Origin of the sequence: Arthrobacter sp. V1I7, assembly GCF_030817015.1 — a bacterium.
GTDB lineage: Bacteria > Actinomycetota > Actinomycetes > Actinomycetales > Micrococcaceae > Arthrobacter.
On sequence record NZ_JAUSYS010000001.1, the window covers coordinates 2,774,257 to 2,791,863 of the forward strand.

Genomic DNA, 17,607 nt, shown 5'->3' on the forward strand with positions numbered 1-17,607 from the left:
CGCTAACCCCGTAGCGGGCTTCCGGGGAGGATCTCCTGGATCCGCCACCGGCCGTCGACCGGCACGAGTACCAGCCGGAGCCGCTCCTCGGCGCCGGCGCCGGCCTCGGCCACCAGCGCACCCCGAGCGTCCCGCTCCTGGTGGGCGGACGGCGCCACGCTGACAGCCAGAACCGTCCGCCACGGGCCGCTGTCCGTTGCGCGTTCCACTGCGCTCAGCACGGTGGAGAAGCCCGTCAGCACATGGCCGGACTCCCTCAGCCGGGCGCCGATCCTGCCGTCCGCGGCCGCAGCCGGGGACTCCGGGGCATTGACCTCCTCCAGCAGGCGCAGGTCCCCGGAGTTGAAGGCCAGCGAGCGGAGCCGGGACAGTCCACGGACGGCCTCTGCAGGGTCTTCCGAACCGAGCAAGGCCTGGATGTCCTGCGGGACCGTGGCGGGCGCGGCCGGCTGCGAAGCCGCAGGATCGGGCGGCGAACCGGAGGAACGCCCGTCGGCCGGCTCTCCCGGACCGGGAGCGGGGGCCGCGGGGAATGGCGACGGCAGCCGGGCGCCGGCCAGCAGCCAGGCACCGGCGAGGACCAGCGTCAGCGCGAGCACCGCGGACACCATTCGGAGAACGCCGGTGCCGGCACGGGGGCGGCCCCCGCACCGGGGCTCCCCGCCCCGGCGCTCCCCGCCCCGGCGCGGACGTCAAGACCCCGGCCGGCCGCGTGCCTTGCCGCTGGGCGGGCCGGCGCGGCCTCCCGCGCCGGGACCGCGGCCGGGTTCCGCCCGATCCCGCGGGTGAATGGGCGGGACCAGCCGCGGAGCCTTTCCGCCCCGAGCTCCCCCGGCGTGCGGGGCAGCGCACGCCGGGTGAGCAACTCCGGGATCACCGTCGGGTGGACCGAGCCGGACAGGTCCACGGGCTCCGCCATAGCGCTGCGATAGACCGCGGCGGACAGCTCGGAGGCCGTTGGCCGGAGCCGCCGGTCCTCTTGAAGGCCTGCCTCCAGCGCCGCGGCCAGGGCGGCCGGAACCCCCGGCACCAGCAGCGGCAACGGCGGACGCTGATTCCCCGGTTCGGGGGCGCGTCCGGACAGGCAGTACCAGCCCAGGGCGGCAAGGGCATAGATGTCGCGTTCCGGCTGCAGCCCGGCCCGCACGGCGTCCACGCGCGCCGGGTCGCGGAAGCCATCCGTGCCGTGCTCCGCTGCCGTGGTCGCGTCCGCCACCATCCTCGCGACCCCCAGATCCGCCAGCAGTGGCTTGCCGTGCGCCGTGAACAGCACATTGCCGGGGGCGACGTCGCCGTGCGTGAAGCCGTGCGTGTGCAGGTAGGCCAGCGCCTGGGCGATCGGAGTCAGGACCGTCACTGTCTCCCCGGCACCCAGCCGTCCGCGGCCCGCCACGAGCGCTGCCAGCGAGCCGCCGGGAGCATAGTCGAGCACCAGGCCAAGCCCACCACCACCGTCGACGGCGGCCTCCTGGGACCGGTCCAGCCGCACCACCGCGTGCGCCCTGACCAGGTGGTCGTTGTCCAGGGCGGACAGGATCCTGACTTCGCGCCGCATCCCCGTTTCCGGGTCCGTCCCCTCCCCCGCAGCTCCGCCGCCGGGCGCGAAGCATTTGAGCGCAAAGTCGCGGCCCGTCGACTGCTCAGTGGCAAGCCAGACCGTGGCGCTGCCGCCCCGGCCCAGGCAGCGGCCGACGGTGTAGCCGGGAACGGCGGGCGGCTCAGCGCCGGGCCGGGCGAAATCCTCCATACCCTAGGAATAGCCGAATCCGGGGATTCCCGCAGAAGTTATCCACAGGCGTGAGAGCTTAAGCACACAACCGGGCACGGTTCCGGGCGAGGGCTAAGCTGGATGCCATGACTCTTCAGTTCCTCCAGCTGGGTCTCGCCCCGGAATTCGTTGACTACTCGCACGGCTGGGACCTCCAGCGCGAACTCCACGAAAAGGTCGCCGCCGGGACCGCGCCCAGCACCGTACTGCTGCTCGAACATTCCGCCGTTTATACGGCCGGTAAACGCACCGAGGACCACGAACGCCCCTTTGACGGAACTCCGGTGGTTCCCGTGGACCGCGGCGGCAAACTCACGTGGCACGGACCCGGACAGCTCGTGGGCTACCCCATCATCAAGCTCAGGAACAAGGCAGGAATCCGCGACTACGTGGAGCGCCTGGAGGCCGTCATCATCGCCGTGCTCGCCGACTACGGCATCGACGCCGTACGGATGAAGGGCCGCGCCGGTGTGTGGATCGATCAGGATGAGAAAGGCCCCGCCCGCAAGATCGCGGCCATCGGCATCCGGGTCCACGACGGCGTGACCATGCACGGTTTCGCCATCAACTGCAACAACGATCTTGCGCCCTATGGCCAGATCATTGCCTGCGGAATCACCGACGCCGGTGTCACGACGATCGGGCAGGAGACCGGCAGGGACGTCACCCCGGCCGACCTCGTGTCGCGGATCATCGAAGAACTGCGCAACAATGAAGAAGCCCTAGTTGCAACCCATGAAGGAGCTTTACCGTGACACTGGTACCAGAAGGCCGGAAGCTGCTGCGCATCGAGCAGCGAAATGCGGCCACACCGGTGGAGCGTAAGCCGGAGTGGATCAAGGCCAAGGTCCAGATGGGCCCCGAGTTCGTGCAGCTCAAGAACCTGGTCAAAAAGGAAGGCCTCCACACCGTCTGTGAAGAGGCCGGCTGCCCCAACATCTTCGAATGCTGGGAGGACAAGGAAGCGACCTTCCTGATCGGCGGCTCCGAATGCACGCGGCGCTGCGATTTCTGCCAGATCGACACCGGCAAGCCGTCCCCGGTGGACATGTTCGAGCCCACCAAGGTGGCCCGCTCCGTCCAGGCGATGCAGCTGCGCTACGCCACCGTGACCGGTGTGGCCCGGGACGACCTCGCCGACGAGGGCGTCTGGCTCTACGCCGAAACGGTCCGCAAGATACACGAGCTCAACCCGGGCACCGGCGTCGAGCTTTTGATCCCGGACTTCTCCGGCAAGCCGGAACACATCGAGGCGATCTGCGATTCCAAACCCGAGGTCTTCGCCCACAACGTCGAAACCGTGCCGCGGATCTTCAAGCGGATCCGGCCCGCGTTCCGCTACGACCGCTCCCTGGACGTGATCACGCAGGGCCGCAAGCTCGGCATGGTGACCAAGTCCAACCTGATCCTGGGCATGGGCGAAACCCGCGAGGAGATTTCCGAGGCGCTGCGGGACCTGCACGAGGCCGGCTGCGACCTGGTCACGATCACCCAGTACCTGCGCCCGAGTGAGCGGCACCTTCCGGTGGACCGCTGGGTCAAGCCGCAGGAGTTCGTCGACCTGCAGCAGGAAGCGGACGAGATCGGCTTCCTCGGCGTCATGTCCGGGCCGCTGGTCCGCTCCTCCTACCGGGCAGGGCGGCTCTGGGCCACCGCGATGCGCAAGAAGGGCTGGGAAATCCCAGCCGAGCTCGCCCACATCGAAAGCTCCGGCAGCACCCGCCAGGAAGCCAGCTCACTGCTCGCCGCACACTCCTGACCCCGGCCGTCACGGCTGCGGCAAAGGGCCGGCACCGGAGCACTCCGGCGTCCGGCTCTTGGCCATCAATCGCGTAGAATTAAGGCACTATGGCGAATTCCTCTGATTCCAGCACGTCCACTCCGGCAGCCGATGCTCCGAAGCGTGGCCTTTTCTCCCGCAAGCCCAAGGTAGCGAAGGTCAAGAAGCCGAGCCGGCTGAAGCAGATCCGCGAGGTCTTCCAGATGACCCGGCGCCACGATCCGATGGTGCCGTGGCTCATGCTGCTGGCCTTCCTGGGTGTGGTGGCCGTCAGCCTTCTGGTCGGCTTCCTGCTGGAAAACTGGATCACCGGCCTGATCATCGGCATCGCCCTCGGTGTCCTCGCGGCCACCCTGATCCTGTCCCGCAGGGCGGAGCGCGCCGCCTTCGCGCAGATTGAAAACCAGCCCGGCGCCTCGGGCGCCGCACTTGGCACGCTCAAGCGGGGTTGGATCGTCGAAGAACAGCCGGTCGCCGTGAACCCGCGCACCCAGGACGCCGTCTTCCGCGCCATCGGCCGGCCCGGCGTCGTGCTGGTCAGCGAAGGCCCCGCCACCCGGGTGAAGCCGCTGGTCGACGCCGAACGCAAGCGCCTCGCCCGCATCCTGCCCAATGTCACCATCCACGTGGTAGAAACCGGCCGCGGCGAAGGCCAGGTGCCCATCAGCCAAGTCGCCAAGAAGATGAACAAGCTGAACAAGGAACTGACCAAAATTGAGGTCAACGCCGTGTCCAAGCGCATTTCATCGCTCGGAAGCCGCCTGCCGATCCCGAAGGGCATCGATCCCTACAAGGCCCGCCCGGACCGCAAGGCCGCCCGCGGACGCTAGCCGCCTAGCGCCAGCCACCAGAACTTCAGGAGTCGCCCCGGTTACCGCCTTCAGGCCGCAGCCGGGGCGATTCCTCTATCAAGACCTTTCCGGCGCGCAGCAAGACGCCGACCGACCCTTGCCCGTCCCGCAGGACAGAATCCGGAGACTCCCCATGAAACTGCCATCCACGCCGGCCGCGATCCGCGTCTTCCGCCTCCTGGCCATCGCCGAGGCCTTCAGCTGGGCCGCCCTGTTGACCGGCATGTTCTTCAAATGGGTCGCCCGGACCACGGAGCTGGGCGTGGAAATTGCCGGTCCGGTCCACGGCGCGTTCTTCATCGCCTACGGCATCACCGCCCTGGTCCTCTGGCGGCTGCAGCGCTGGCCGTTCCGGGTGGCGCTGTTCGCCGGGCTCTCGGCCGTCTGCCCTTTTGCCACGGTGTGGTTCGAACGCTGGGCCGGGCGGCACGGATTCCTCACGCCGGCCGCGGCGGCCCCGGAACCGCTCCCGGAGACAACGCGCGTCTAGCCGCTGCCGGCAGTTACATCCGGACCAGCACGGTATTCACGGCCTTGTCGTGCAGCCCGCGCTGGTCCGGGTCGAAAATGACGGCGGGGATCACGAGGCACAGCAGCAGGGTGCGGACCAGGGCCGGGAGCGGACCTGCGGGGCCGCCACCCAGCCGGACCACGTGGATCCCCATGATCCGGTGCCCGATGCTGTAGCCGAGCGTGCCGATCAGCAGCGCCTGCCCGGCAGCGAAGACGGCCAGTGTGGCCCAGGGGTTCCCGGCAAAGGCATAGTTGCTGATGAGCAGGGCAATCCCCCAGTCGATGCAGATGGCCAGGATGCGGCGGCCGGCACGGGCAATCGAGCCCGGGCCGGACTCGGGCAGGCCCAGCCGCTCTCCGGGGTACTTCGAGATGCCGGATGTGTCCGGCCCGCTGAGCCATGAACCTATGTCTTTGCGATCAACCACCCTTCAAGACTATCGGGAAAGCCGGGCAGCCCTCGCTGTTCATAACATGGGCCCGGAGGGCCACACTGTGGAACCGGGTTGGCCACACTGTGGACGCCGACTAGCGTTTACCTGTCCGGGCATTCTGTAACGTGCCCGAAACAATGCGGACACCGGAGGGAAATCCCGTGTCCTTAGGGTGGTAACAGTTGCTGGCGGCATAGGAGCGGGGCGAACTTTACGTTTTCCCCGCTGTCAGACTGCGCTGGACCATATGGCCTGACGGCCAGATCTTTCATATGCGTAAGGAGCATAGATGTTCAAGACTGCGGACGAAGTCCTCAAGTTCATCAAAGACGAAGACGTGCGATTCGTCGATATCCGCTTCACCGACCTCCCCGGCGTTCAGCAGCACTTCAACGTGCCCGCCAAGAGTGTTGACGCGGACTTCTTCGTCAACGGCCAGCTTTTCGACGGATCCTCCATCCGCGGCTTCCAGGGCATCGCCGAGTCGGACATGCAGCTCATCCCGGACGTCACCACGGCGTTCCTCGACACGTTCCGCCTGGAGAAGACCCTCGCGCTGAACTTCTCGATCGTGAACCCGCGGACCGGCGACCCGTACCACCGCGACCCCCGCGGCGTGGCCGAGAAGGCAGAGGCCTACCTCGCGTCCACCGGCATCGCTGACACGGCTTTCTTCGCGCCGGAGGCCGAGTTCTTCGTCTTCGACAACGTGCAGTACCAGTCCTCCCCGCAGGGCAGCTTCTACAAGATCGATTCCGAGGAAGCCCACTGGAACACCGGCCGCGAAGAAGAAGGCGGAAACCTCGGCTACAAAACCCCCATCAAGGGCGGTTACTTCCCGGTCTCCCCCACCGACAAGCAGGCTGACCTCCGCGACGCCATGTGCATCGCCCTGGACGAGGCCGGCCTTGAGGTCGAACGCAGCCACCACGAGGTGGGCTCCGCCGGCCAGGCCGAGATCAACTACAAGTTCACCACCCTGACCCACGCGGCAGATGACCTGCAGAAATTCAAGTACGTCATCAAGAACACCGCCGACGCCTGGGGCAAGTCCGTCACCTTCATGCCGAAGCCGGTCTTCGGTGACAACGGCTCGGGCATGCACTGCCACCAGTCGCTGTGGAATGGCGGCGAGCCGCTGTTCTACGACGAGAAGGGTTACGCCGGCCTCTCCGACATGGCCCGCTGGTACATCGGCGGCCTGCTGAAGCACTCCTCGGCCGTGCTTGCCTTCACCAACCCGACGGTGAACTCCTACCGCCGCCTGGTCAAGGGCTTCGAAGCCCCGGTCAACATGGTCTACTCGCAGGGCAACCGCTCGGCCGGTATCCGCATCCCGATCACGGGTTCCAACCCGAAGGCCAAGCGCATCGAATTCCGCGCTCCGGACCCCTCGTCGAACCCGTACCTCGCCTTCGCCGCCCAGCTCATGGCCGGCATCGACGGCGTCCGCAACCGCATCGAGCCGCCGGCCCCGATCGACAAGGACCTCTACGAGCTCCCCGCCGAGGAAGCCAAGGACATCCCGAAGGCCCCCGGCACGCTCGAGGAAGCCCTGGATGCCCTGGCCGAGGACAATGAGTTCCTGCAGGCCGGCGGTGTCTTCACCCAGGACCTGATCGACACCTGGATCGAGTACAAGTACGAGAACGAGATCCGTCCGCTCTCGCTGCGGCCGAACCCGTACGAGTTCGAGCTGTACTACGGCGTCTAGCCGGAACACGCGGCCAAACGGCGCTTAACCGGCAGCTAGTCCGCAGACGGTCCGCAAAATTTCAGATACAGCAAAAAGCGGGTCTCAGGATTGGCTTGGCGGGTTCTAGCGGTCGTTGCAACACCCAAGATTCTTGGGAGTTGCAACGACCGTGTCGTTTTTAAGCGAGGAAACTGCCGGGCGGAGGAAGTACACGCCGGCGCAGAAGGAGCAGTTCTTTTCGGTGCTGGGCCGGCTTGGAAGTGTGAGCGCGGCCGCGAGGGAACTCGGCTTCAATCAGATGACGTGCTACCAACGGGTCCATAGATCTCGGCTCCCCAAGCGGTCCCATCAGTACTTTCGGCAGCGGAAGACCGGCTTGAGCCGGCGGAAGGCGGCAGCAGCGGTCCGAGTCATTGCGGGAGCGGGTCGCACGGCTATTCACCGGCAAGCGTGTGACGGTGGGATTTATCCCAAGGCTGATCCCACTCCAATTCACGGAGCAGCCAGTCCAGCACGTTGGCAGTGAAACCCCAGACACACCCATTGGCCAGTGGAAAACCTGGACCAGCCCATTCCTCGCCCTGCAACACGGTAGTACGGCGCGCAGGACCGGCAAGGTAGCTGCGAGTCACCCAAGGGCTTGACTGGATCTCATCCTCCTGCCAGTCCTGTGGCAACTGATCTTGATGGGCTTCTTCGAGCCAGGCCAGCACGGGGGTCACAACGTTCCCGCTCGCCAGCATGGCCAGTGCCGGTAGCGTACCGGGTATGTGCTTCTGGGTCAGGGGTATTCCGGATTCCTCGTAGCATTCCCGCATGGCAGCAGCCCCGGGGCTTTCCTCCGGCTCGATCCCGCCGCCAGGGAAAGCGAACTCGCCGGGTGATACCGCGAAGTGCAGGAGCGCCGTACTAGCAGGAACGCTACGTCCTCACCATCCACTGGGTTCGCCAGTATAAGCACAGCACTCGCGCGCAATGTTTGGTGATGTTCCTCGGTGCCGAGCGGCAACCCGGGCCAGCCCCACTGCTGCCTATGGGGCCGGTTCATAAGGTTGGCCAGTTGCTGCCCCGGGTTGATTATCCGCTGATCCTTGCCACCGCAGCGCTCCTTTCAGCTTAACAAGGTAATTCATTTGGGCAGCGGGCATGTCACTGATCCTTAACTTCAGGCCGGGGAGACCAGGGACTCGCAAGGGCGACTTCTGCTTCGTCTTCATGGACGAAGGCACCCTCTACGCCGCCCGCGACACCTACGGGATCCGCCCGCTGGTCCTGGGCCGGCTGGAACGCGGCTGGGTGGTAGCCTCCGAGCAATCCGCCCTCGCCACCGTCGGCGCCAGCTTCCTCCGCGAGATCGAACCCGGTGAATTCATCGCCATCGACGAGGACGGCGTCCGGTCCCAGCGCTTTGCGGAAGCGACGCCGGCGGGCTGCGTTTTCGAGTACGTCTACCTTGCCAGTCCGGACGCCGCCATCGCGGGCCGCTCGGTGTACGAGTCCCGCGTGGAGATGGGCCGCCAACTGGCCCGGGAGAACACCCAGGAAGCGGACATCGTCATCCCGGTCCCGGAATCCGGCACGCCCGCGGCCGTGGGTTACGCCGAGGAATCCGGCATCCCGTTCGCGCACGGCTTCGTCAAGAACTCCTATGTGGGCCGCACGTTCATCCAGCCCTCGCAGACCCTGCGCCAGCTCGGCATCGGGCTCAAACTCAACGCCCTCGAATCCGTGATCCGCGGCAAGCGCGTCGTTGTGGTGGACGATTCGATCGTCCGCGGCAACACCCAGCGCGCCATCGTGCGGATGCTCCGGGAAGCCGGCGCCGCGAGCGTCCACATCAAGATTTCCTCCCCGCCCGTCAAGTGGCCCTGCTTCTACGGCATCGACTTCGCCTCCCGCGCGGAACTGATCGCCAACGGCGCCACCATCGACGAGATCACCCAGGCCATCGGCGCCGATTCGCTCGCCTACATCTCCGAAGACGGCATGATCCACGCCACCCGCCAGCCACGCGAACGGCTCTGCACCGCCTGCTTCACCGGCAAGTACCCCATCGAGCTGCCGGGTGGCGACAAGCTGGGCAAGAACCTGCTGGAACGCACCGACCTCCCCGTCCGGGCAAGCACCGTCGCTGCCCCTCTGGGCACGCCGGTTGCCGTCGATGCCGCCATCCGCCTGGATGAGGACCCGGCCGAGAAAGCCGGCGCCACCGGAAGAGATCCGGGCATCCCTGTTATGTCCGCGACGTTTTGATGCTGCCACGCGTAGCTCGGGGATGGGCGGCGCCCTGCCTAGTTAGATCCTTTTTTGAGGTCTTCAGTGTCGCCGAATCGCCGGCGGTATGAACTCGGTGTCGTTGCGTATTCGGCGACGAAGCGTTGTCGGAAGGTCACGGCACTGTCGAATCCGCATTCTTCAGCGATTTTTGCCACGCCCAGGTCTGTAGCCTCCAGGAGCGAACGTGCATGATCGAGCCGCAGCGCCCGTATCCACTTGGCAGGACTGCTCCCGGTGGCATCATGAAAGACCCTATTGAAGTGGCGTTTGCTCATGCACGCCCGGGCGGCTAAATCATCGACGGACAACGGTTCGCGGAGGTTCCCGGCTGCCCACTGAAGAATTTTTGAAATCGGGTCCTGGCCATCTTGGGGCGGAATCGGGCGCCGGACATACTGGGCCTGGCCGCCTTCACGGTGTGGGGCGAGCACGAGATGCCGGGCGAGTTCGGTCGCTGCAGTGGATCCCAATCGCGTACGGACGATGTGCAGGCAGGCGTCCAGGGCGGAGGCCGTGCCTGCGGAGGTAAGCATGTCACCGTGGTCGATGTAAAGCGCCGAGGGATCGACGGTGACGAAGGGATTCTGCTCCCCGAATTCCCGGCTCTTTGCCCAGTGGGTCACTGCTTTGCGCCCGTTAAGGACTCCGCTGCTGGCCAGGGGGAAGGCCCCCAGGCACAGGCCGACGAGCAAGGTGCCGGCAGACTGGGCGGAGGTTAGGGTCTGCTTCAAGCTGTCGCTGACCCGCGGAAGTTCAGCCGGCCAGGAAGGGATCACGACCATATCGGCGTCTTTGACTTCATCGGGACCCACGACGCCATCGATCAGCATCCCTTCGGCCGTGGTTACCGGTTGTCCGCTTTCGGTCCACACCATCGTGTTCCAGTCAGGGGCCAGACCAAGCCGTTTCACTTCTCCGAAGACGAGGAGCGGAACGGAGAGATGAAACATGGTGATGCCACTAAAGGCGTAGATCGCGATCTTCATATGTCCTATTGTCATCGAAAGGTGGCTTTTGTGCCACTCACGGCTGCGGGGTAAACGCTGGGATTCTGGAATTAGTGGTTGCGATTATGCGCAGCCTCCAACTTCTACGAAAGGAACGGGTCGTGAACGCACCCCGTCGCGCTTTGATCATCATCGATGTCCAGCAGGAGTACTTCGAAGGACTCCTCCCCATCCAGTACCCGGATCGTGATACCTCGATTGCGAACATCGTGAAGGCCGTCGACACCGCCGGACAGGCCGGTCTGCCGATCGCCGTCATCCAGCATGAGTTGCCTGAGGGTGCCCCTGTCTTTGCCAAAGGGACGCCCGGGTGGAATCTGCACCCGGAGGTGGCAGCTCGTTTCTCAACGTCCTGGAAGCACGGCACGAAGGCTGTAGCCAGCGTCTTTGAAGATGCCGGCCTGGTTCAGTGGCTGCGGGACAACGACGTCGACACCGTGACTCTCGTCGGCTACATGACCAACAATTGCGTCATCGGCTCGGCGGCCGGGGCCGAGCCGCTGGGATTCGCCGTTGAGGTCCTCTCGGACGCCACGGGAGCAGTACACCTCCTTAATGAAGCCGGAAGCGTCCCGGCGCAGCAGGTGCACGAAACCCTCATGGTGGTTCTTCACTCAAACTTTGCTGCCGTGGCAAGCACCACCGCTTGGGAAAACGCCATTGGCCAGAACGCCGGCCTGCCGAAGAGCGATCTGGGCTCCTCCATCCTCGCAGGCCAGGCAGCTTTCACCGCAGTCAGCGCACCCTAGCCCGGGGCCGGTGGTGGGCCGAATCAATGGGCCCCCCACCGCCGCAAGGCAGGCGCCCAGAACAAGTGGCCGATCGGGCAGGCAGTACCGTCTCTTGCTTTGCAGTCAATCGTCCGGGCGGGCGGAATCCTGGCCGCCGGTAGTTGTCGCGTGTTGCGTTTTTCTCCTTCAGATGCTGCGGCGTGTCCTTGGCCCGCCGGGCTCCAGCTGCTGGCAACCGGCCCAGGCGACGTGGGCCGAAGCACCGGCACGGACTCATTGCGCTGATATTGTGCGCTGGGAAAAGGTACGCGTCCCGGGAGGTGCGCTCCCGACGAAGCGGACGGGAGGGATTGGCTGTAGCCGATGTGGATGCAGGCACTGATGTAGACCACGGTCGCCGGCGGTGCCTCATCCTGGGCTCCGGCATCGCGTATACCGGCAGAAACAGCCGCGGACGAAATCCCGCTCTCCCCCAGGGACACTCCCTGCAGGCACAGGAACGTTCCATCGAACTCATCGCCGACGCCTTCGAAATGCCCGGCCAGGGCTAAGCTGCATCGTCTTGACCCGCCCCACACCAGAGAAATTGACACAAATCGTTGGATAAAACACGTGCAGCAGAGGCCAAGCCTGTAGCTTCACCAGAAGCATCAGATGAAAACCGGGCAGTCCAACGACGGATCGTGGGAATCCTGGTGGCGGGGCAGATCCTTGGAGGCCTCGGGATGGGGGCCTCGCTGTCCCTCGGGTCGCTGCTGGCTGTGCAGGTATCGGGCTCGACCTTGTGGTCCGGGATGGGAGCGACGATGAGCACTTTGGGCGCGGCCGCGTTCGCGATCCCGCTGGCCCGTCTCGCGATGAGGCGCGGACGCCGCTTCTCACTCGCCCTGGGCGCCCTGATCTCCGGTACGGGAGCCGCCGTCGCCATCGCTTCTGCAGCAGCGTCCACGTTCGCCGGGTTGCTCGTGGGACTTGCCCTGCTCGGGGCCGGAACAGCCGTGAGCTTCCAGGCACGCTTTGCCGCGACAGATCATGCTACAGCCCGGACCCGCGGGCGTGACCTTTCGATTGTTGTGTGGTCAACCACCATCGGGGCTGTGGCCCGGACCCAACCTTTTTGAACCGGGGGAAGCCTTCGGCCGGCTGCTTCAGCTGCCCTCCCTGACGGGTGCCTTCGCGTTCACCGTGATCGCGCAGCTCCTGGCGGCGCTCGTCTACATCATCGGGCTCCGGTCCGCCCCGCTGGCCGCGCTCTCCAGGGCCGGGGCAGGCGCCGGGCGGCCTGCCTCGGGATTCGCCATCCTGGGAGGCAACGCCAAGGCACGTTTCGCAGTCACTGCGGTCGCGCTCAGCCACGGCATCATGGTCGCGCTCATGTCGATGACCCCGGTGCACCTTCACGACCACGGCGCCAGCCTGGCTGTTGTGGGCATCACCATCAGCCTGCACGTCGCCGGCATGTTCGCGCTCTCCCCCGTGTTCGGCTGGCTCTCGGACCGGACCGGCCGCGTCCCGGTCCTCCTTGCCGGGCAGGGGATGCTGCTGGCCTCCCTCGTGCTCGCCTGGCTCGCCCCGCACGCCATGGTCACGCCAAGTCTCATTCTCTTGGGCTTGGGATGGTCCGCCTCGATAGTCTCCGGGTCAGCCCTTCTCACCGACACACTCACTGCAGGCGAGCGTCCCGCCGTGCAGGGAGTCTCGGACCTGATCATGAACCTGACCGGGGCAGCGTGCGGGGCCCTGGCCGGGCCGGTCCTGGCCGTCATCGGCTTCCCGGGACTGGCAACCGCAGTCATTCCCCTCGTAGCGGTCATCGTCGTCTGGACGGCATTACGCGCACTCCCGGCCCGCAGCGCATAAGCCATGAGCCCGACGACAACTGCGGGGCAAGGTGCTGCTGCCGGGAACATACACGGGTCTTGTCTTCCCGGCAGCGGCCCAGGACAGGGATTTCCGCTCCATCCTCATCCCCGACTCCGCCCAGCTCAGCGGCGGCCGTCCTTGTGGCACCTGGACCAGCTCCCGGCCGAGGGCATCATTGTGACCTACTGCCAAAGCGGGGTCCGGAACTCGGTCGCGGCCAGCGCCCTGCGCCGCGCCGGCTACGACGTCGTCGAACTCGACGGCTGCTACGCCGCCTGGGCCGCACACCAGAACTCCGTGGCCTCCGCCGGCTAAGCCGCGCAGCACCAAAAACAGTTCCACCCATGATCGGCGGCGGACCGGGAAACCGGACCGCCGCCGACGGCCTTCCCTCCAGCGACGAAGCGCAATGACATCCGGCAACACTCCACAGCGACGCCTCATGCCGCGCCCTTCCGGCCCGCCTCGCTGGGGTCGGCGCTGTTTCGCTGCCGAAGCTGCCGCTGCTGGCCTGCCCGCCCTTTCGGGCCTGCTCCTCCGTGTCTTCCCGTTTCCGAACTGTCCGGGATTGTTTTGGTCTGCCGTAACTCTCACCTTTCATTCGACATTTTCGTGAGTTTGTAATAATGCAGAGGTCGGTGTCCGCTGATGCCAGCCTGCCCTGAATCAGATGGGCATCGGGTACGTGCTGGTTGGATGAAGTGCTCTGCCGTGAGCAGCCCTGACAACACTGCCTTTTAACGAGTCTCCGGTTGTATGCCCGGCGCGCTTCCCCATTACCGTAAGCGGCACCCCGTAGCCCTCGGCCCGCATGGTGGCGGCGGCACTGAGACCAGAAGCCCCTGCCAGACGATGATGACTTTCTGCTGTTCCATTCCTTCTCCCCTACCCGCAGCGGCGGTTGACAGCGATACCCCCTCGGGGTATAGGGTACTACAGATATACCCCTATGGGGTATCGAACGGAAAGGAAGCGACCATGATGACCACTGAATTCCAGGTGACCGGGATGACCTGCATGCACTGCGAGCTGTCCATACGCGAGGAGGTCGGAGAGATTCCTGGCGTTGAATCCGTTGAGGTAAGCCATCAGACCGGCAAGCTTGTGGTGACTGGCGGTGAGACCGTCGAAGAGGGTGCGGTCATCGCGGCCGTCGAACAGGCAGGTTACCAGGCGGTGCGGTCAGCATGAACGCTGCTGGGCGCCTGGGAGCATATGCGGCCGGGTTGGCAGTAGCATTCACCGGTGCGTTTGCCGCTGCAGGGGCCGTCGTTCCTGAAGGTACGGTCTCGGCCTGGATGCAGAGCGTGGATGGCCCAACGGACCAGCACGCCTCTGATCAGCACAGCGGTGGACAGGAGGACTCACCCGCGCCGGCTTCGTCCTCCGGAACTGCCCGGACGGGTTCCCCGGTTCGGGGTGTGGCTATGGAGCAGGGCGGCTACCTGCTCCAGGGCATCTCCGCTCCGGAGGCCGTCGGGCAAGCTGGGGAACTGTCGTTCACCATTACAGGCCGGGACGGGAAACCGGTAACCGCCTTTGACACTGAGCATGAGAAGGACCTGCACCTGATTGTGGTGCGTTCGGACGGGGCGCATTACCGTCATGTGCACCCGGTGATGGACGAGGCCGGGCGCTGGGCCCTGCCCTGGTCGTGGGATGCCGCCGGCACTTACCGGATCTACGCCGACGTCGTGCCGTCCGGCACGGGCGGGAACTTGACTCTGACCCGGACGGTTGCGGTGGCCGGCGACTTCGCGCCGGCAGCTTCTGAGGTGGCCGCCACGGATGGGGTCGACGGGTTCCAGCTCTCCCTGAACGGTGAACTGTCGGCCGGATCCGCGTCGACGCTGACGGTCAACGTCAGTCGAAACGGGCAGCCGGTGACTGACCTGCAGCCTTACCTGGGAGCTTACGGGCACTTGGTGGCGCTTCGCTCCGGGGACCTGGCCTATCTGCATGTGCACCCTGAAGGTGCTGAACCGGTCGGAAACGAAGTTTCCGGGCCGGCGGTTGAATTCGCCACCACGGCGCCCACCCCGGGCCGCTACTACCTCTACTTCGATTTCCAGGTTGACGGGACGGTCCACAGCGCCGGATTCGCCCTCGACACGCACGGATCCTCCGCCACGAGCACCGGCGACAGCGCAGCTGACGACGGTCACAGCGATCACTGATCCATCCCTACCATCCCCGGCGGACCGCCAGGACAGGCGGACCCCGCACCGGGAGAAAGAAGTTTCCCATGTCTGAAAACTCCACCCTGTTCCAAGTGCCGGGTCTCGACATCGAACTCGAGATCGGCGGGGCTGAAGCACCGGCTGATCGGCAGCGCCGTGCTCGGAATACCGGCCATAGCGATGGCGATGCTTCCGGTACTGCAATTCACCTACTGGCAGTGGCTGTCCCTGGCGATGGCCGCACCCGTAATCATTTGGGCCGGCTGGCCGTTCCACAAGGCCGCCTTCACCAATTTGCGCCACGGCACCGCAACCATGGACACCTTGATCTCGATGGGCACCACCGCGGCGTTCCTGTGGTCGCTTTACGCGTTGTTCTTCGGTACCGCCGGCACCCCGGGCATGACGCACCCCTTCGAACTGACAGTTGCTCCCACCGACGGGGCGGGCAACATCTATTTGGAGGTCGGTGCCGGGGTGATCATGTTCATCCTGGCCGGACGCTACTTTGAGAAGCGTTCCAAACGCCGGGCAGGGGCAGCCTTGCGCGCCCTGCTGGAGCTTGGTGCCAAGGAGGTGGCCGTACTGCGCGACGGAGTTGAGACCCGCATCCCCACCGAGCAGTTGTCCGTGGACGACGAGTTCGTGGTCCGTCCCGGCGAGAAAATCGCCACCGACGGCGTTGTGGTCAGCGGCCGCAGCGCGGTCGATGAGTCGATGCTCACCGGTGAATCCGTGCCGGTAGAAGTGGGCGAGGGAGATCCCGTCACCGGGGCAACCGTCAATTCCGGCGGCCGGCTCGTGGTTCGTGCCACCCGGATCGGAACTGACACCCAACTGGCGCAGATGGCCAAGCTGGTAGAGAACGCCCAGTCGGGCAAGGCCGAAGCCCAGCGGCTGGCCGACCGGATTTCCGGAGTGTTCGTGCCGATCGTCATCGCCATCGCGGTGGCAACCATGGCTGCCTGGCTCGGTGCCGGATTCCCTGTAACGGCAGCGTTCACTGCCGCTGTGGCGGTGCTCATCATCGCCTGCCCCTGCGCCCTCGGCCTGGCCACGCCCACGGCGCTGTTGGTCGGAACCGGGCGCGGAGCTCAGCTGGGCATCCTCATCAAGGGCCCTGAAGTGCTGGAATCCACGCGCAAGGTCGACACCATTGTGCTGGATAAGACCGGCACCGTCACCACGGGCAAGATGACGCTGCAGGACGTGCACACCGCACCCGGCACGAGCACGGAGGAACTGCTCCGCATCGCCGGCGCCGTTGAGGATGCTTCCGAGCATCCCATCGCCCAGGCCATCGCCAAAGGTGCCACCGAGCGGGTCGGGGCGCTGCCGGCCCCGGAGTCCTTCGCCAACCTCGAAGGCCGCGGCGTGCAGGGCGTAGTCGATGGGCACCTGGTGGTCGTGGGCCGCGAGTCGATGCTCGAGGACTGGTCACTGTCCATGCCGGCGGACCTGGCTAAGGCCAAATCCCAGGCGGAGGCCGCCGGGCAGACCGCCGTGGTCGTGGCGTGGGACGGTGAAGTCCGGGGTGTGCTCACGGTTGCCGACGCCATCAAGGACACCAGCGCCCAAGCCATCCAACAGTTCCGGGCCCTGGGGCTGACGCCGGTGCTGCTCACGGGCGACAACCGGGTAGTGGCCGAGCAGGTCGCCGCTGAAGTGGGCATCGGGCAGGTGATCGCCGAGGTCCTTCCCCAGGACAAGGTCCGTGTAATCACGGATCTGCAAGCACAGGGCAAGGTCGTGGCCATGGTGGGCGACGGCGTCAACGACGCCGCAGCCCTGGCACAGGCCGACCTTGGTCTGGCTATGGGCACCGGAACCGACGTAGCGATCGAGGCCGCCGATCTTACCCTGGTCCGAGGGGACCTCCGCGGCGCCGCCGACGCTATCAGGCTGGCACGGAAGACACTGGGCACGATCAAGACCAACCTGTTCTGGGCCTTTGCCTACAACGTGGCCGCCATCCCGCTGGCCGCCCTGGGCCTGCTCAACCCGATGCTCGCCGGAGCGGCGATGGCCTTCTCCAGCGTCTTCGTCGTCGGCAACAGCCTCCGCCTTAGCTCCTTCACCAGCACGGCGGTAACCCCGTCACCGGCCGCAAGCGCTCAAGCGCGCGGCAGCCGATCGACGCCTAAACCCAACAACCACGAACGAAAAGGACATCTTACAAATGGAAAAGAGCACCGGAAGCTGCTGCGGCGGCCACGCCACCACGGACACCCGCAGCCAGGACCTGAACCTGACCGCCCGCCCCGAGCAGAGCGCTGATGCAATAGCCCAGTGCCCGGTCATGGCCGGCACTCCCGTGGTCAAGTCCGATGCCGAGGCCAAGGGCCTCTACCGTGACTATGAGGGCCAGCGGTACTGGTTCTGCTGCGCCGGCTGCGGACCCGCCTTCGACGCCGACCCCGCCAAATACGCCTACGTCCGGTAACCGGCCGGCACAGGAGTGATCTGGGGTGCGGTGGCCACTGGTCACCGCACGCCTTGCCCTGCCC

At 65.9% G+C, this 17,607-nt stretch carries 17 protein-coding genes and 3 pseudogenes; 15 read left to right on the forward strand and 5 right to left on the reverse strand.

Annotation, left to right across the window (positions count from 1 at the left end):
- Positions 1-2 precede the first annotated feature (2 nt).
- Complete coding sequence (locus QFZ69_RS12775) at positions 3-599, reverse strand: hypothetical protein (protein ID WP_307000167.1); 597 nt, start codon at positions 597-599, stop codon at positions 3-5.
- Positions 587-1,747, reverse strand: coding sequence for a protein kinase (locus QFZ69_RS12780; RefSeq protein ID WP_307000170.1), 1,161 nt, complete (start codon positions 1,745-1,747; stop codon positions 587-589). The genes QFZ69_RS12775 and QFZ69_RS12780 overlap by 13 nt, the downstream gene beginning before the upstream one ends.
- A 98-nt stretch (positions 1,748-1,845) precedes the next feature.
- Between QFZ69_RS12780 and lipB the strand changes: the two genes are divergently transcribed.
- From lipB to QFZ69_RS12800, 4 genes are all read left to right on the forward strand, one after another.
- A complete protein-coding gene (gene lipB / locus QFZ69_RS12785) occupies positions 1,846-2,523 on the forward strand; it encodes a lipoyl(octanoyl) transferase LipB (protein ID WP_306919675.1) in 678 nt (225 codons plus the stop codon).
- A complete protein-coding gene (gene lipA, locus QFZ69_RS12790) occupies positions 2,520-3,527 on the forward strand; it encodes a lipoyl synthase (RefSeq protein ID WP_306918677.1) in 1,008 nt (335 codons plus the stop codon). Before lipB ends, lipA begins: the two co-directional genes overlap by 4 nt.
- An 89-nt stretch (positions 3,528-3,616) precedes the next feature.
- On the forward strand, positions 3,617-4,378 hold the full coding sequence (locus QFZ69_RS12795; protein WP_306918680.1) for a DUF4191 domain-containing protein: 762 nt from the start codon (positions 3,617-3,619) through the stop codon (positions 4,376-4,378).
- 154 nt (positions 4,379-4,532) lie between these two features.
- Positions 4,533-4,889: a DUF3817 domain-containing protein gene (locus QFZ69_RS12800; protein ID WP_306918682.1), complete on the forward strand. Its 357-nt coding sequence runs from the start codon at positions 4,533-4,535 to the stop codon at positions 4,887-4,889.
- Between the two features lie 13 nt (positions 4,890-4,902).
- Here the strand turns inward: QFZ69_RS12800 and QFZ69_RS12805 are convergent, their stop codons facing one another.
- Positions 4,903-5,340 (reverse strand): RDD family protein, encoded by a 438-nt coding sequence (locus QFZ69_RS12805; protein WP_306918684.1) that lies wholly within the window; start codon positions 5,338-5,340, stop codon positions 4,903-4,905.
- Between the two features lie 295 nt (positions 5,341-5,635).
- Between QFZ69_RS12805 and glnA the strand changes: the two genes are divergently transcribed.
- Positions 5,636-7,060: a type I glutamate--ammonia ligase gene (glnA, locus tag QFZ69_RS12810; protein ID WP_306918687.1), complete on the forward strand. Its 1,425-nt coding sequence runs from the start codon at positions 5,636-5,638 to the stop codon at positions 7,058-7,060.
- Positions 7,061-7,476: 416 nt separating this feature from the next.
- Here the strand turns inward: glnA and QFZ69_RS12815 are convergent, their stop codons facing one another.
- Positions 7,477-7,941 carry a CoA pyrophosphatase gene (locus QFZ69_RS12815; protein WP_306919676.1) on the reverse strand — a complete coding sequence of 155 codons (465 nt, stop codon included), beginning with the start codon at positions 7,939-7,941 and terminating at the stop codon, positions 7,477-7,479.
- Between the two features lie 292 nt (positions 7,942-8,233).
- On the opposite strand from QFZ69_RS12815, the pseudogene QFZ69_RS12820 reads away from it, so the two are divergent.
- Positions 8,234-9,295: pseudogene (locus QFZ69_RS12820) on the forward strand (amidophosphoribosyltransferase); the annotation flags it as partial.
- A 38-nt stretch (positions 9,296-9,333) separates the two neighbouring features.
- Here the strand turns inward: QFZ69_RS12820 and QFZ69_RS12825 are convergent.
- A complete protein-coding gene (locus QFZ69_RS12825; protein ID WP_306918689.1) occupies positions 9,334-10,305 on the reverse strand; it encodes a GlxA family transcriptional regulator in 972 nt (323 codons plus the stop codon).
- Positions 10,306-10,427: 122 nt separating this feature from the next.
- Between QFZ69_RS12825 and QFZ69_RS12830 the strand changes: the two genes are divergently transcribed.
- The 9 genes and pseudogenes from QFZ69_RS12830 to QFZ69_RS12870 all read left to right on the forward strand — a co-directional run bounded on the left by QFZ69_RS12830 (position 10,428) and on the right by QFZ69_RS12870 (position 17,543).
- Complete coding sequence (locus QFZ69_RS12830; protein ID WP_306918691.1) at positions 10,428-11,075, forward strand: isochorismatase family protein; 648 nt, start codon at positions 10,428-10,430, stop codon at positions 11,073-11,075.
- 332 nt (positions 11,076-11,407) lie between these two features.
- Positions 11,408-11,608 carry a hypothetical protein gene (locus QFZ69_RS12835; protein WP_306918692.1) on the forward strand — a complete coding sequence of 67 codons (201 nt, stop codon included), beginning with the start codon at positions 11,408-11,410 and terminating at the stop codon, positions 11,606-11,608.
- A gap of 132 nt (positions 11,609-11,740) precedes the next feature.
- Entirely contained in the window at positions 11,741-12,178 is a 438-nt protein-coding gene (locus QFZ69_RS12840; RefSeq protein WP_306918694.1) for a hypothetical protein, read from the forward strand.
- 64 nt (positions 12,179-12,242) lie between these two features.
- Positions 12,243-12,917: an MFS transporter gene (locus QFZ69_RS12845; protein WP_307000173.1), complete on the forward strand. Its 675-nt coding sequence runs from the start codon at positions 12,243-12,245 to the stop codon at positions 12,915-12,917.
- A 106-nt stretch (positions 12,918-13,023) separates the two neighbouring features.
- Positions 13,024-13,235, forward strand: a pseudogene (locus QFZ69_RS12850) (rhodanese-like domain-containing protein); the annotation flags it as partial.
- Positions 13,236-13,898: 663 nt separating this feature from the next.
- Positions 13,899-14,111 (forward strand): heavy-metal-associated domain-containing protein, encoded by a 213-nt coding sequence (locus QFZ69_RS12855; RefSeq protein ID WP_306918698.1) that lies wholly within the window; start codon positions 13,899-13,901, stop codon positions 14,109-14,111.
- Positions 14,112-14,341: 230 nt separating this feature from the next.
- Positions 14,342-15,097, forward strand: coding sequence for a hypothetical protein (locus QFZ69_RS12860; protein WP_306918700.1), 756 nt, complete (start codon positions 14,342-14,344; stop codon positions 15,095-15,097).
- A gap of 132 nt (positions 15,098-15,229) precedes the next feature.
- Positions 15,230-17,377: pseudogene (locus tag QFZ69_RS12865) on the forward strand (copper-translocating P-type ATPase); the annotation flags it as partial.
- Positions 17,280-17,543, forward strand: a complete 264-nt coding sequence (locus tag QFZ69_RS12870) for a YHS domain-containing protein (RefSeq protein ID WP_306918702.1) — start codon at positions 17,280-17,282, stop codon at positions 17,541-17,543. The pseudogene QFZ69_RS12865 and the gene QFZ69_RS12870, both read left to right, overlap by 98 nt.
- Positions 17,544-17,607: the final 64 nt, after the last annotated feature.